3 protein-coding genes are annotated in these 15,059 nt (G+C 72.9%); all 3 read right to left on the reverse strand.

All coding sequences use genetic code 11. The annotated features are described in order from the left end of the window. Positions 1-59 precede the first annotated feature (59 nt). Positions 60-1,361, reverse strand: a complete 1,302-nt coding sequence (locus VGB24_RS07365; protein WP_331072296.1) for a PLP-dependent aminotransferase family protein — start codon at positions 1,359-1,361, stop codon at positions 60-62. 905 nt (positions 1,362-2,266) lie between these two features. After that, positions 2,267-11,959, reverse strand: coding sequence for an amino acid adenylation domain-containing protein (locus VGB24_RS07370; protein ID WP_331072297.1), 9,693 nt, complete (start codon positions 11,957-11,959; stop codon positions 2,267-2,269). Then, the gene (locus VGB24_RS07375) at positions 11,952-14,999 is read right to left on the reverse strand and encodes a type I polyketide synthase (protein WP_331072298.1); all 3,048 of its coding nucleotides are present in this window, start codon (positions 14,997-14,999) and stop codon (positions 11,952-11,954) included. The genes VGB24_RS07370 and VGB24_RS07375 overlap by 8 nt, the downstream gene beginning before the upstream one ends. Between the last annotated feature and the right edge of the window lie 60 nt (positions 15,000-15,059).

A 15,059-nucleotide genomic window follows, 5' to 3' on the forward strand; every position in this document is an offset into this window, starting at 1 on the left:
CCCCGCGCCCGGCGCGGCGGCCGGGTGAGGGAAGAGATCGATGCGGCTGGAGATGTCGGTCATGAACGGGGCTCGTGGGTCTCGATGCTCGCCTGGGGCGCGGCACACTCCGCCGCCTCGGTGCCCAGGCAAAAGTCCGCCGGCAGGGCGATCACGGGGGCGCGGGGCTGCAGCAGCCGCCCCAGCCGCGCGATGCCGTCGTGAATCTCGTCCGGGGTGGTGCACGAAAAGGTCAGCCGCAGGGCGTCTCCGCCCCGCTCGCCGCCGCGCGCGCAGAAGGCGCGGCCGGGGATGAAGGCCACGCCGGCCTCCTCGACCGCGCGGCGCAGCAGCGCCGTGGTGTCCGTCCCCGGCGTCTGCACCCAGACGAAGATCCCGGCGCGCGGGCAGCTCCACCGCGCGCCGGCGGGAAAGTGGGCCGCCAGCGCGGCCAGCATGGCGTCGCGGCGGGCGGTGTACGCGTCGCGCAGCCGCGCCAGGTGCGCGCCGACGTCCTCGCGGTCCATGAACGTGGCCAGGGTGCGCTGCGCGAGCGAGCACACGTCCAGGTCGCTTCCCTGCTTGAGGATGGAGAGCCGCTGCACCAGCTCCGGCGGCGCCACGACCCACCCCGACCGCAGCGCCGGCGCGGTGATCTTGCTGAACGAACCCACGTACAGCGTCCACCGGGGCTCCAGGGCCCGCAGGGTGACGGAGGGCTCGGCGTCGTAGCTCAGCAGGCCGTACGCGTCGTCCTCGATCACCGGCACGCCGTAGCGCGCGGCCAGTTCCGCCAGCCGGCGCCGGTTCGCGGCGGGCATGCTGGTGCCCAGCGGGTTGTGCCCCTCGGGAATGGCGTAGACCAGGGCGGGACGCTCGCCCCCGGCCAGCAGGGCCTCGAGCGCGTCCAGGTCCATCCCCGTTTCCAGGTGCGACGGAACGGTCAGCACGCGGGGCTGCAGGGGGCGCAGGGCGTTCAGCATCCCGTCGTACGCCATCTCCTCCACGACCACCGTGCCGCCGGGCGTCACCAGCAGCTTGCCCAGCAGGCTCATGGCCTGCTGGGCCCCGGAGGTCAGGAACACCTCGGCCTCGGTGCACTCCACCCCGCGGCGGGCCATCAGCTCCACCACGTGCTCGCGCAGGCGGCGCACGGGCAGCCCGTACTGCAGCGCGTTCGCCTCGGTACGCAGCACGTGCTGCGCGGCGCGCGCGTACGCCCGCACGGGAAACAGCTCCGCCGCGGGCATCCCCAGCGCGAACGAGAGCAGCCCCGGCCGCGACAGCAGCGCATGGATCTCGCGCAGCGAAGACTGCTTGAGGTCCCGCGTCCAGGCGGCCTGCGGAATCTCCACCGCGGCGGTGGCGGAGGGCGGGGTCACGGGCGGTCCTTTCGCAAGGGATGGAGACGCGCGGGTGCGGCCAGGGCCCGTCACGCGCCTTCCGCGGGCTCAGCAGGGCTCTCGGCATCTTGCACCGAGAGCCCCTTCAGACAGTAGACTGGGCCCCGGCCCCCGGGCGCCTCGATTGCCGGTGCGGAGCGCGTGTGAAAAGTGGGAGCTCGTGCGACGGTGGACCCGCGGAGCCGCTGCGTCATCTCGTCCGGCTCGGCAGTCCGTCACGCCCTGGAGCACCGGCGGGTGACCGGCTCACTCGACGAGACCTTCACCTCCCGCCCGCACGCCTCGCGCGCGGGGCCACTCGCCCCACGGCGAGCGGCCCCGGTCCAGGCTGAGCGGGCGTCCACGTTTCGGCCCGGCTCCGCCTGTGCGCCGGGGCTCGGCCACCACCGGGGCCGTGCTCCAGGGGGCGGAAACGCGCCTTTCATCTCCCGCCTCGCCACCGGCCCGAGAAGTGGACGCGATCACATCGCGCCGAACCGCGCCATATGCGATTTGGGTTTTTGTTCCCGCGATGTCCGATAGGTAACGTTGCTGATGATAACCCCGCGCATGATGTTTCGTCAACGATCCACTTCGAAAAAGTGGGAGTAAAATGTGTTGAAATTGTACTGTTTGGGAGCAGGGGCCCAGCGGCTGGCGCGGTCCCGGCGAGCGGGCTGGACGGAGCGGTGCCTGGAAGGGAGGAGGCGGGGCGCAGCGGGTGAGGAACGAGAGGGTTAACGTCTGAAGATGGTTGTGCTGACCCAGGATGGCTTATCGTGGCGTCTCCTCTTTCCGAAGCGCCCCCGCAGCCGCCGCCCCCCATCCGCCGCTCGTCGCGCAGCCGCGCGGCGAAGGCGCGCCGCTCCCTTTCGGCCAGGAGCGACGCGTAGGCAGGCGGGAGATCATGCCGTGGTGGACTCGCGGAGGAGCGCGAGCAGCTCCGCCATCTCCTCCGGGTCTACCTGGGCGAGTTCGGCGTCCATCGCTTCCAGGGCAGCGTCTACGCGCACGGCCATCTCCGCCACCGTGGGCTCGTCGAAGAGCGCCCGCAGCGGCACGTCTACCCCGAACACCTGCCGCAGCCGCGAGACCACGTGCGTAGCCAGAAGCGAGTGGCCCCCCAACTCGAAGAAGCTGTCGTGCACGCCCACGCGCTCCAGGCGCAGCGTTTCCGCCCAGATCTCCGCCAGCGCCTCCTCGGTGGGCGTGCGCGGCGCCACGTAGCGGTCCTCCCTCGGGGCGAAGTCCGGCGCCGGGAGCGCCTTGCGGTCCAGCTTGCCGTTCGGCGTCAGCGGGAGCGCGTCCAGCGCCACGAACGCGGACGGTACCATGTACTCGGGCAGATTCCGGAGCAGGTGCTCGCGCAGGGCACCCGCCTCCACGTCGCCCACCACGTACGCCACCAGCCGCCTCTCCCCAGGCACGTCCTCACGGGCGACGATCGCGCAGTCGGCGACTCCCTCGCTCCGCCGCAGTACGGCCTCGATCTCTCCCGGCTCGATGCGGAAACCGCGCACCTTCACCTGTTCGTCCACCCGCCCCAGGAACTCCAGCTCGCCCCGGGCCGACCACCGCACCCGGTCGCCAGTGCGGTACAGCCGGGTGCCGCCTTCCTCCGAGAACGGATCGGGGACGAACTGTTCGGCGGTCAGCCCCGGACGACCCAGGTAGCCGCGCGCCACACCCACGCCGCCCACGTACAGTTCGCCGGGAATACCGACCGGCGCCGGCGCACCGGCCGCGTCCAGCACGTACACCCGCACGTTCTCCAGCGGGCGGCCGATCGCCGGGACACGCTCGTCCTCGCAGCGGGCGGAGGTCGCGCAGACCGTCACCTCCGTGGGCCCGTAGGCGTTCACGAAAACGCGGCCACCGCTCCACCGCTGCACCGTGGCGGCGTCCACCGCCTCCCCCGCGCTCACCACCGTACGCAGCTCCGGCAGGTCGTCGGGCAGGAGGATTGCCAGCACCGGCGGCGGAAGGGTGGCCACGGTAACCCGCCCGCGGCGAAGGGTCTCGATCAGCCCCTCACCGGGAAGAAGCGCCTCGCGCGGCGCCATCACCAGCGTGGCCCCGGCCAGCAGCGTGTCGAACACCTCCGCCACCGCCGCATCGAACGAGAACGAGGCGAACTGCAGGACGCGGCTCGTGCCGTCGATGTCGAAGCGGCGGGCCTGCGCGTACGCCAGGTTGGGCACGCCCCGGTGCGGCACCATCACCCCCTTGGGCGTGCCCGTGCTCCCGGAGGTGTAGATCACATAGGCCAGCTGGTCCGGCCGTGCGCCGCGCTCCGCGTTCTCGGCGAACTCCGCGGCGATCCGCGCCCCGTCCGCATCCACGCTCACCACCGCGACGCCGTCGCCAGCGGGGAGCGCCGCGCGCAGCGACTCCTGCGTCACCAGCACGGGCACGGCCGCGTCGGCCAGAATGAACGCCAGCCGCTCCGCGGGATAGGCGGGATCCAGCGGGACGTACGCGCCGCCGGCCTTCAGCACGGCCAGGAGGGAGACGATCATCTCCGGCCCCCGCTCCAGGCAGATCCCCACCCGCACCTCCGGCCGCACGCCGAGACCAACGAGATGGTGCGCCAGGCGGTTCGCCCGCTCGTTCAACGCCCCGTAGCCGAGGTTTTCCCCATCGAAAGCGATCGCCACGGCGTCCGGCGTGCGCGCCACCTGGGCTTCGAACAACTCGTGGATGCACCGGTCCGCCGGATACTCGGCTTCGGTCTGGTTCCAGGCATCCACCACCAGGCCGCGCTCGTCCGCCGAGAGCAGTTCCACTTGCGAGAGCCGCACGTCCGCGTCCGCCGCGACCTGCTCCAGCACCCGCTCCAGGTGGCCCAGCATCCGCTGGATGGTAGAGCGGTCGAAGAGGTCGGTGCTGTACTCCAGCGCGCCGCCGATGCCGCCCTCGTGCGTGGCGGCGGTGAGCGCCAGGTCGAACCGGGTGGTCTCCGACTCTGCCCCCACCCCCTCCATCCGCAGCCCCGCCAAGCCGGAACCGGAGCGGTCGGCGTTCTGAAGGATGAACATCACCTGGAAGAGCGGCGCGTGGCTCAGGGACCGCTCGGGCCGCAACTCGGCCACCAGCCGCTCGAAGGGCACCTCCTGGTGCTCGTACGCGCCCAGCGTCCCTTCGCGCACGCGCCCCAGCAGCTCGCGGAACGTCGGGTCTCCACCCAAGTCGGTCCGCAGCACGAGCGTGTTGGCGAAGAAGCCGATCAGCTCCTCCACCTCGCGCCGCGTGCGGCCGGCGATGGGGCTGCCCACGACGACATCCTCGCTCCCGCTGTATTTCGACAGCAGCAGCTGGAAGGCAGACAGCAGCACCATGTACAGCGTGGCGCCCTCGCCCCGGCCCAGCGCCTGGAGGCGGTCGAGCAGCGTGCGCGGCAGGTCGAACATTTCCCGCGCGCCGCGATGCGACCGCACGGGTGGCCGGAGCCGGTCCGTCGGCAGTTCCAGCAGCGCCGGCGCGCCCGCCAGCCGCTCCCTCCAGTACGCCAGCTGCCGATCCAGCGCCTCGCCCTGCAGCTGCTCGCGCTGCCACACGGCGTAGTCCGCGTACTGCACCGGCAGCTCGGCCAGCGGCGAATCGCCCCCATCACGGTAGGCGGCGTACAGCGCGTTCAGCTCGCGGAAGAGCACGCCGCTGCTCCATCCGTCCGTGACGATGTGGTGGATGCACAGCAGCAGCGCGTGCTCCTCGTCCGCCAGCCGCAGCAGCGCGGCGCGGAAGAGCGGCCCTTGGGCGAGGTCGAACGGACGCGCCGCATCCTCCCGCGCGCGCCGCTGCACCTCCGCCTCACGCGCGGTCTCGTCCAGCCCCGACAGGTCCTCCACCGGCAGGACGAAGCCGACGAAGGGTGCGATCACCTGCACCGCCCCTCCGTCCACCTCGGCGAAGACGGTCCGCAGCGACTCGTGGCGGCGGACGATCTCGGCCAGCGCGCGCTCCAGCGCGTCCGTGTTCAGCGCGCCGTTCACGCGCACCGCGGTGGCGATGTTGTACGACGCGCTGCCGCCTTCCAGCCGATCCAGGAACCAGAGGCGCTCCTGGGCGAACGAGAGCGGGAGGGGCCGATCACGGTCGATAGGCACCACCGGCGCCAGCACCGGCAGGTCGGCGCGGCGCATCTCGTCGACACGCACGGCGAGCTCCGCCACCGTGGGCCCCTCGAAGACGGCGCGGAGCGGAAGGACGACACCCAGCGCATTCTGCACCCGCGCCAGGAGCCGCGTCGCCAGCAGCGAGTGTCCGCCGAGCGCGAAGAAGTCGTCGTCCACGCCCACGGATTCCAGGCGGAGGACCTCGGCCCAGATCTGCGCCAGGATCTCTTCCGTCGGGTTGCGCGGCGCGGCGGGGCGCGAGTCCGTCGCCACCGGTTCGGGCTCTGGCAGGGCGCGGCGGTCCAGCTTGCCGTTCGCCGTCAGCGGAAGCCGCTCCAGCCGCACGTAGGCCGACGGGACCATGTACTCCGGCAGCAGCGCCTTCAGGTGCGCCCGGAACGCGGCGGCATCGGGCCCGTCGGCGGTTTCGTCCGAGGGAACCCAGTACGCGGCGAGACGGCCGTCGCCCGCGTCCGTTCCGCGCGCGGCCACGGCGGCCTCCCTGACGGCCGGATGCGATGCCAGCGCGGCCTCGATCTCCCCCAGCTCCACGCGGAAGCCGCGCACCTTTACCTGCTGATCGGCGCGCCCAACCGGCTCCACGGCGCCATCGGGGCGGTAGCGGCCCAGGTCGCCGGTACGGTACACGCGGTCGGCCGGGTCACCGGTCAGGGGATTGGAGACGAAGCGCGCGGACGTCAGCTCCGCGTCGTTCAGGTAGCCGCGCGAGAGATAGGGGGTGCGGACCGCGATCTCGCCCCGCTCGCCAATCCCCGCCAGCGTTCCCGACGGGGTGAGGACCAGCAGGTCGACACCGTCGATCCCGCGGCCCACGGGAACGGCCGGGCCCACCGCCGCGAGATCCGCAGGAAGGCGGAAGAAGCCCATGGCCTGTGGCGTCTCGGTTGCGCCATAGAAGTTTACGGCCTCCGCGTTCGGCGCGAGGGCGCGCAGCCGCTCCACGTCCACCGCGCGCAGCACGTCGCCGCCGAAGCAGGCGAGCCGCAGCGCGGGGAGCTCCGCATCCGCGGCGGACGCGATGACCTGCGCCATCGCGGGAGTGAGATGGGCAACGGTGACGCCAAAGTCCCGCATCCACCCCGCCAGCCACCCGGGCGTGCCTACCTGGCCGGGATCGGGGATGACGATGCGGGCGCCCACGGACAGCGGGGCGAACACGTCGCGCAGGAGCGGGTCGTGCGCCAGGCCGGAAAGGAGGGAGAAGCGGTCGCCCGCCGACAAGCCGCACTCGCGCGCGTACCAGCCGAAGAAGTGCGCCAGCGGCCGGTGCGTGCCGGCGATCGCCTTCGGCGTGCCCGTGGTCCCCGAGGTGAAGGCGACGTACGCCAGGTCGTCCGGCCCCACCCTGACGGCGGGCGCGGTGGCCGGAAAGCGCGCGATGCTGTCCGGGTCGTGCGACTTGGGGCCGAGGACGATGGCTCCCTTGACGCTTTCTCCCAGCGCCTCGATCAGGTCGCTGGGAATGTCGCCCGCGGCGGTGACGAGCAGAATGACGAGGGGTTTCGAAGCGCGGACCTGCGCGGCCAGGCGGGCGGGCGGATACGCCGGATCAAGCACGGCGAACGCCGCGCCGGCCTTCCACGTGCCCAGCATCGCCCGCACGAGCGCCGCCGAGCGGTGGGCGTAGACGGCCACCACGTCGCCCGGACGCACCCCGCAGTCGATCAGCCGGTGCGCGATGCGGTTGGCTGCCGCGTCCAGCTCGGCGTACGTCCACGTCTCCGACGCATCGGAAACCGCCGGCGCTTCCGGAACCTGCGTCGCGTAGGCGGCGAACGTTTCGTGCACGGCCTCGCGCCAAGCTTCGGCCTCAATCGGCCGTGCGGGATCGGGAAGGACGTCGCGCGCTGCTTCGGTCGCCAGTGACAGCGCGCCCACGCGGGTCTCCGGTACGGCCGCGACGTGGCGAAGGACGACTTCCAGCTGCGCTAGGAGTTCGCGCATCCGCGGCGCGTCGAACAGGTCGGCGGCGTACACCAGGCTGACGCCGATTCCCCCGTCGCGCTCCCCCACGTACAGGGTGAGGTCGAACTTGCTGGCCACCTCGTCGCCCGTGCCGCCCCCCGCCACCTCCAGAACCTCACCGCCGAGGCCGTCCTGGAAGTTGTCGAGGTTGAGCATCACCTGGAACACGGGGGCGTGTGCCATGCTGCGCTCCGGGCGCACCTCCTCCAGCACCCGCTCGAACGGGAGATCCTGGTGCGCGTACGCGTCCAGCGTGCTCTCGCGCACCCGCCCCAGCAGCTCGCGGAAGCTCGGATTGCCCGAAAGATCGGTGCGCAGCGCCAGCGAGTTGAGGAAGAGTCCCACCATCCGGTCGGTCTCCGCCCGCGTCCGTCCCGCGATCGGCGTTCCGACCACCACGTCGTCCTGCTCGGCGAGGCGTCCCAGCACCACGTCTAGCGCGGCGAGAAGGACCATGAACAGCGTGGAGCCCTCACGGCGGGCCAGCGCGTGCACCTCCGCCGCCATATCCCGTGGCACGAACAGGTGCTCGACCGCGCCGCGGTGCGACTCCACCGGAGGGCGGGGACGGTCCGTCGGCAGCTCCAGCAGCGCCGGAGCGCCGTCCAGCGCCTGCCGCCAGAACTCCACCTGCCGCTCCAGCGCGGCGCCGGACAGCCGCTCGCGCTGCCACACCGCGTAGTCCGCGTACTGCAGCGCGGGCTCCGGCAGCGGCGACGGCTCGCCGCGAGAAAAGGCGCCGTAGAGCGCCGAGAGCTCCTCCAGCAGCACCCCCAGCGAGCCGCCGTCGCCGATGGCGTGGTGGAGGTTGAGCAGGAGGAGGTGCTCGTCGTCAGCCACGTGGACGAGCGACGCGCGGAAGAGCGGCCCGCGTGCCAGGTCGAAGCGGTGCCGCTTGGCCTCGGCAGCCAGGCGCCCGGCCTCGGCCCGCCGCTCGTCCGCCGGCAGGTGCCGCAGGTCGGTCACCGGCAGGTCGAAGCCGGCCGGAGGCGGGGCGATCCGCTGCACGGGAACGCCGTCCACGGCCGGGAGCGTGGTGCGCAGCGGCTCGTGGCGGCGCACTAGCTCGGCCAGCGCGCGGCGCACCGCATCCTCGTCCAGACGGCCCGTGATGCGGTGCGAGAACGGGATGGCATACACCGGGCTTCCCGGGTCCAGCGCGTCCACGAACCAGAGCCGCTCCTGGGCGAACGTCGCCGGCAGGTCGCCCCCGCGCGCGGCGAGGGCGATGGCGTCGGCCGGCGCGCCGGTGCCGCGCAGGCCGTCGATCTCGGCCGCGAGCTCGGAAAGGACCGATCGTTCGAAGAGGGCGCGGAGCGGAAGGTCCACGCCAAAGGCCTGACGGACGCGCGCGGCGATGCGGGTCGCGAGCAGCGAGTGGCCGCCCAGGTCGAAGAAGTGGTCCTCGCTCCCCACCCGCTCCACACCCAGCACCTCCGCCCACACGCTCGCCAGCACCTCCTCGGTCGGCGTCCGCGGGGCGACGTGCCGGTCCGCGCCGGCGTACTCGGGCACCGGCAACGCCTTGCGGTCTACCTTGCCGTTCGCGTTCAGCGGCAGCCGGTCGAGGGCGACGATCGCCTGCGGCACCATGTACTCCGGCAACCCCTGGCGCAGGTGCGCGCGCAGCCCGTCCGCCTCCACCTCTCCCACCACGTACGCCACCAGCCGCTTGTCGCCCGGCTGGTCCTCGCGCATCATCACCCGGGCCTCGCGCACCCCCGGGTACGCCGCGATCGCCGCCTCCACCTCGCCCGGCTCGATGCGGAAGCCGCGGATCTTCACCTGGTCGTCCAGGCGGCCCATGAACTCCAGCTTTCCCTCGGACTTCCACCGCGCCCGGTCGCCCGTGCGGTACATCCGCGCGCCGGGCTCCGTGGCGAAGGGATCGGGGACGAAGCGCTCCGCCGTCAGCGCCGGCCGGCCCAGGTAGCCCCGCACCACGCCGTCGCCCCCGATGCACAGATCGCCGGGGACGCCCACCGGCAGCGGCTCGCCGGCCGGATCCAGGACGTAGGCGCGCGCGTTCGGGATCGGCCTGCCGATCAGCACCGTGGGCGCGTCCTCGGCCACTTCGTCCACCTTCTCCAGCGTGCACCAGACCGTAGCCTCCGTGGGCCCATACTCGTGCAGCACGCGAGCAGGCTTCCCCTCGCGCAGCATCCGGCGCACGCTCTCCGTCCCCACGGCCTCGGCCCCGAACACCAGCTGCCGCAGGCCGGCATAGACGTCCACCTGCTCGCGTACGTGCTGGTTGAAGAGCGCCGCCGTCTGGTACAGGTGCGTAATCCCCTGCTCGCGCAGCGCCTGCCCCAGCCGCGGCGCGGAAAGGAGAACGTCGCGGTCGATGCCTACCAGCGTGGCGCCGTGCACGAGCGCGCCCCAGATCTCGAACACCGCCGCGTCGAAGCTCGCGTTCGACGCCTGCGCCACGCGATCGCCCGGCCCGATCGGCATCGTTTGGGGGAGGCACGCCGCGTACTGCACCACCTCGCGGTGGGCCATCATCACGCCCTTGGACCGCCCGGTGCTGCCGCTGGTGTAGAAGACGTAGGCCAGGTTCCCCGCCGACGCGTTCGCCGGCAGGGGATGATCCGGCCCGCCCGCGAGCACATCCGCCACCTGGTCGAGACGGACCACGTGGAGACCGGGCGGGGCATCGATCTCGCCCCCGCTCAGCAGCACGCGGACGCCGCTGTCGGCCAGCATGAGCTCCATCCGCTCGGCCGGGTAGCTGGTGTCGACGGGAACGCAGCAGCCGCCGGCCTTGAGCACGGCGAGCGTGGCGACCACGTTCTCCACGCTGCGCTCCAGGCGCAGCCCCACGCGGCTTTCCGGCCTCACGCCCAGCCCGGCCAGGTGGTGGGCCAGCCGGTTCGCGCGCGCGTCCAGCTCGCGGTACGTCACCTCCTCCGTGCCCCAGACCAGCGCCGCCGCGTCGGGGGTGCGCCCGGCCTGCGCCTCGAACAGCGCGTGGATGCTCGCGGCTCGCGGATACTCGGCCTCCGTCCGGTTCCACTCCACAACGACCTGCGCACGCTCCTCCACGCCGGCGAGCGCCAGGCGCGAGAGGCGCACGTCGGGATCGGCGGCCACCTGCTCCAGCACCCGTGCCAGGTGGCCGATCATCCGCTCGGCCGTGGCGCGCTCTAAGAGGTCGGTGCTGTAGTTCAGCCCGCCGCGCAGCCCCTGGGGGGTCGCCGCGAGCTCCAGGGAAAGATCGAACTGGGCGCTCGCGTTCTCTGCCCCGGCTGCCTGCATGTTCAGCCCCGGCAGCCCGCCTCCCTGGCCCCCGGCAGCCTTCTGCAGCTCGAAGATCACCTGGAAGAGCGGCGAGTGGCTCAAGCTGCGTTCCGGCTGCAGCTCGGCCACCAGCTTTTCGAAGGGCACCTCCTGGTTCGCGAACGCACCCAGCGTGACCTCCCGCACCCGCCGCAGGGTCTCGCGGAAGGTGGGGTCGCCGGAGAGGTCGGTACGCAGGACGAGCGAGTTGACGAAGAAGCCGATCAGCTCCTCGACCTCCTTGCGCGTTCGCCCCGCGATGGAGCTGCCCACGACGACGTCGGTGCTCCCGCTGTACTTGGAGAGCAGCACCTGGAAGGCAGACAGCAGCGTCATGTACAGCGTCGCGCCCTCGCTGCGCCCCAGCGCCTGCAGCCGCTCCAGCAGCTCCGGGGAAAGCTCCACCGGCACCGTGGCGCCGCGGTACGTCTGCACCGCGGGTCGCGGATGGTCCGTGGGCAGCTCCAGCAGCTCCGGCGCACCCGCCAGGCGCTCCCGCCAGTACGCCAGCTGCCTTTCCAGCACCCCGCCCGCCAGCTGCTCGTGCTGCCACGCGGCAAAATCGGCGTACTGCACCGCCAGCTCCGGCAGCGGCGACTCGCGCCCCTCGCGGTACGCCGCGTACAGCGCCGACATCTCGCGCAGCAGGATCCCCAGGCTCCACCCGTCGCTGACGATGTGGTGCATGGACACCAGCAGCACGTGGTCCTCGCTACCCAGCCGCAGCAGCCCCGCGCGGAAGAGCGGGCCCGCCGACAGGTCGAACGGCCGTGCCGCCTCCTCCCCCACCCGTCGCCTGGCCGCCGCCTCGCGATCGGCCTCGCTTAGCCCGGACAGGTCTTCCACCGGCAGGGCGAACCCGGCGAACGGCGCGATCACCTGCACCGGCGAGCCGTCCGCCTCGGTGAAGACCGTGCGTAGCGCCTCGTGGCGCCGAACGATCTCTCCCAGTGCCCGCTCCAGCGCGGGCAGATCCAGCGCGCCGCGCATCCGCACGGCGTTCGGCAGGTTGTAGAAGGCGTTCCCCGGCTCCATGCGGTCCAGGAACCACAGGCGCCGCTGCGAAAACGAGAGCGGCGCCGGCCCCTGTCCGCGCGCGGGAATGGGGGCGGGCTCCGCGGGTGACGCGGCCGCGGACTGCTGGGCGCGCCGCAGCTCGAGCAGCTTGCGCTGCGCGGGCGTCAGCTTCGCCAGGCGATCAGCCAGCTCAGTCATGGCCGTCCTTCTCGGTGCCCGCCGCCAGCAGCGCCTCGATCTCGTCGTCGCTCAGCCCCTCCACCCCGGCCAGCAGCGCGTCCAGATCGTCGTCCGCCGCCGGGGTATCCACCATCGCCGCCAGCCCGGCCACCGTGGGCGCGTCGAACACGGCGCGCACGCCAATGTGCACCCCCAGTTCCGCGCGGATGCGGGCCACCAGCTGCGTCGCCAGGAGCGAGTCGCCACCCTCCTCGAAGAAATCGGCGTGCAGCCCCGGCGCGGCGCCGAACAGCGTTTCCCAGATGCGCCCGACGGCCCGCTCCGTGGCCGACCATCCCTTGCGTGGGTCGCCAGCGGCCGCGTCCGCCTCCGTTTCGTCCGCAGAAACGACCGCAGCCGGGGCCACGAAGCTGCGCGGGGGCGCGCGGTCGATCCAGAAGCGCTTGCGCTCGAAGGGATAGGTGGGGAGCGGCACGCGGCGGCGCGCCTGGCCCCCGTGCACGGCGCGCCAGTCGATCGCGGTTCCCACGGCCCAGGCCCGGCCCAGCGCGCCCAGCAGAACCGTGACGTCGTCCGCCGGATCGTCGGCGTGGCGGAGGGAGGGGATGGCGGCGGATCCCGGCACCTGCCGCCGGACCAGCGACGACAGCGTGCGCCCGGGCCCGCACTCGATGAACACCCGCGTGCGCCCCTCCGCGGCCAGCGTGGCCACGCAGTCGGCGAAGCGGACGGCCTGGCGCAGGTGGCTCGCCCAGTACGCCGGGTCCGCCGCCTGCTCCGGCGTGATCCACGTTCCCGTGAGGTTCGACACCCAGCGCAGCGAGGGCGCGCCGCGGGCGGTCTGCGCCACGCGGGCCGCGAAGGCGCGGAGGATGGGGTCCATCATGGGCGAGTGGAACGCGTGCGACGTTTCCACGTGCTTCGCCTGGATGCCGCGGCCCGCCAGCTCCGCCTCCAGCCGCGCGATCTCCTCGCTCGGCCCCGAAACCACGCAGCGGTCCGGCGCGTTGATGGTGGCGATGGACACCGACCCGCCCAGCGCCGGCTGCACCTCGGCGGCGGGAAGGGGCACGGCGAGCATGGAGCCAGGCGGCAGCGACTGCATCAGCCGCCCGCGCTCGGCGACGAGGGTCAGCGCATCGTCCAGCGAAAAGACGCCGGCCAGGCAGGCGGCCACGTACTCGCCCACGCTGTGGCCGATCATGGACTCCGGCGCCACGCCCCACGCCATCCACACCCTGGCGATCGCGTATTCCACGGCGAAGAGCGCCGGCTGGGTCAGCGCCGTCTGCTTCAGCCGGCCGGCGTCGTCGGAGAAGATGGCCTCGCGCAGGTCCAGCCCCAGGTGCGGGCGCAGGATCTCCGCGCAGCGGTCCAGCTCCGCGCGGAAGACGGGCTCGCGCTCGTACAGGCCGCGCGCCATCCCCGCGTACTGCGCGCCCTGGCCGGGAAAGAGGAAGACGGCCGCGGGCGCCTCGCTCCCCGCCCGGGCGGCCGCGCCCGCCGCCGGGTCCGCCAGCGCCTGCGCGGCATCGGCGTGGGTGCGCGCCACCACGGCGCGGCGGTGGGCGAACCCGCGCCGCCCCTGCTGAAGCGTGTACGCCACGTCCGCCAGCGCCTGATCCGGGTTCTGCTCCAGGTGCGCGGCAAGCCGCCGCGCCGCCGCGTCCAGCGCCGGCCCGGTGCGGGCGGAAAGCACCAGCAGCTGCTCGGAGCGCGCCGGCGCGGGGGAGGGCGCCACGGCGGGCGGCTGCTCCATCACCACGTGCGCGTTGGTGCCGCCGATGCCGAATGACGAGACCCCGGCGCGCCGCGGCACCCCGGCGGGAGGCGTCCACTTCGCGAGCGCGGCGTTGACGAAGAAGGGGCTGGACGCGAACTCGATCTGCGGGTTGGGCCGCGTGAAGTGCAGCGACGGCGGGATCTCGCCCTCGCGCAGCGCCAGCGTGGCCTTGATGAAGCCCGCGATCCCCGCCGCCGCGTCGAGGTGGCCGAGGTTGGTCTTGATGGAGCCGACGGCGCAGTACCCCGTGCGGTCCGTCCCCGCGCGGAAGGCCTGGGTGAGCGCCTCGATCTCGATGGGGTCGCCCAGCTCCGTCCCCGTGCCGTGCGCCTCGATATAGGTGATGGTGGCGGGGTCCACGTCCGCGGCGGCGTGCGCGGCGCGGATGGCGGCCGCCTGCCCCTCTACCCGCGGCGCGGTGAAGCCGATCTTGTCGGAGCCGTCGTTGTTGATGGCCGTCGCCAGGATCACCGCGTGCACGGTGTCGCCGTCCGCCAGCGCGTCTTCGAGCCGCTTGAGCGCGGCGACGGCCACCCCGTTCCCCCCCACCGTTCCCCGCGCCTGTGCGTCGAAGGCCCGGCAGTGCCCGTCGGGCGCAAGGATGCTCCCCTCCTGGTAGAGGTAGCCGGCGTGCTGGTGCGCCGAAATGGAGGAGCCCCCGACCAGGGCCATGTCGCAGTCGCCGCCCAGCAGCGCCTGGCAGGCCAGGTGCACCGCCACCAGCGAGGTGCTGCACGCCGTCTGCACCACCACGGCGGGGCCTTCGAGCCCGATCTTGAACGCGGCGCGGGGGGCCAGGTAGTCCTTGTCGTTCCCCATGTCCACGGTCATCTTGCCGGCCGCGGCCACGACGTCGGGGCGCGAGAGCAGGTTCAGGTAGTAGCTGCTCATGCTGGTGCCCGCGTACACGCCCACGCGGCCGGGGACCCGCGCGGCGTCGTAGCCGGCGTGCTCCAGCGCCTCCCACGCCACCTCCAGGAACAGGCGCTGCTGGGGATCGGTGACCTGCGCCTCGCGCGGGGTAAAGCCGAAGAAAGCGGCGTCGAAGAGGTCCACCTCCGCCAGCGCGCCTCCCGCGGGGATGTACGCGGGGTCGGTGCGCAGCGACTCCGGCACCCCCGCGGCGGCCTGCTCCTCGTCGGTGAAGCGGCGGATGGACTCCACCCCGGCGCGCAGGTTGGCCCACAGGGCGTCCACGCCGGGCGCGCCGGGAAAGCGCCCCGCCATTCCCACGACGGCGATCTCCAGCCCGGTGGGCTCGCTGGTCAGGCTCATCTATCGCTCAGAAAGCTCGTTCATCGTCGTCGAAGGAACGGGGACCGGCCGGCCGCCCCG

The organism is Longimicrobium sp., from assembly GCF_036399935.1.
In the GTDB taxonomy this organism is placed as follows: Bacteria; Gemmatimonadota; Gemmatimonadetes; order Longimicrobiales; family Longimicrobiaceae; genus Longimicrobium.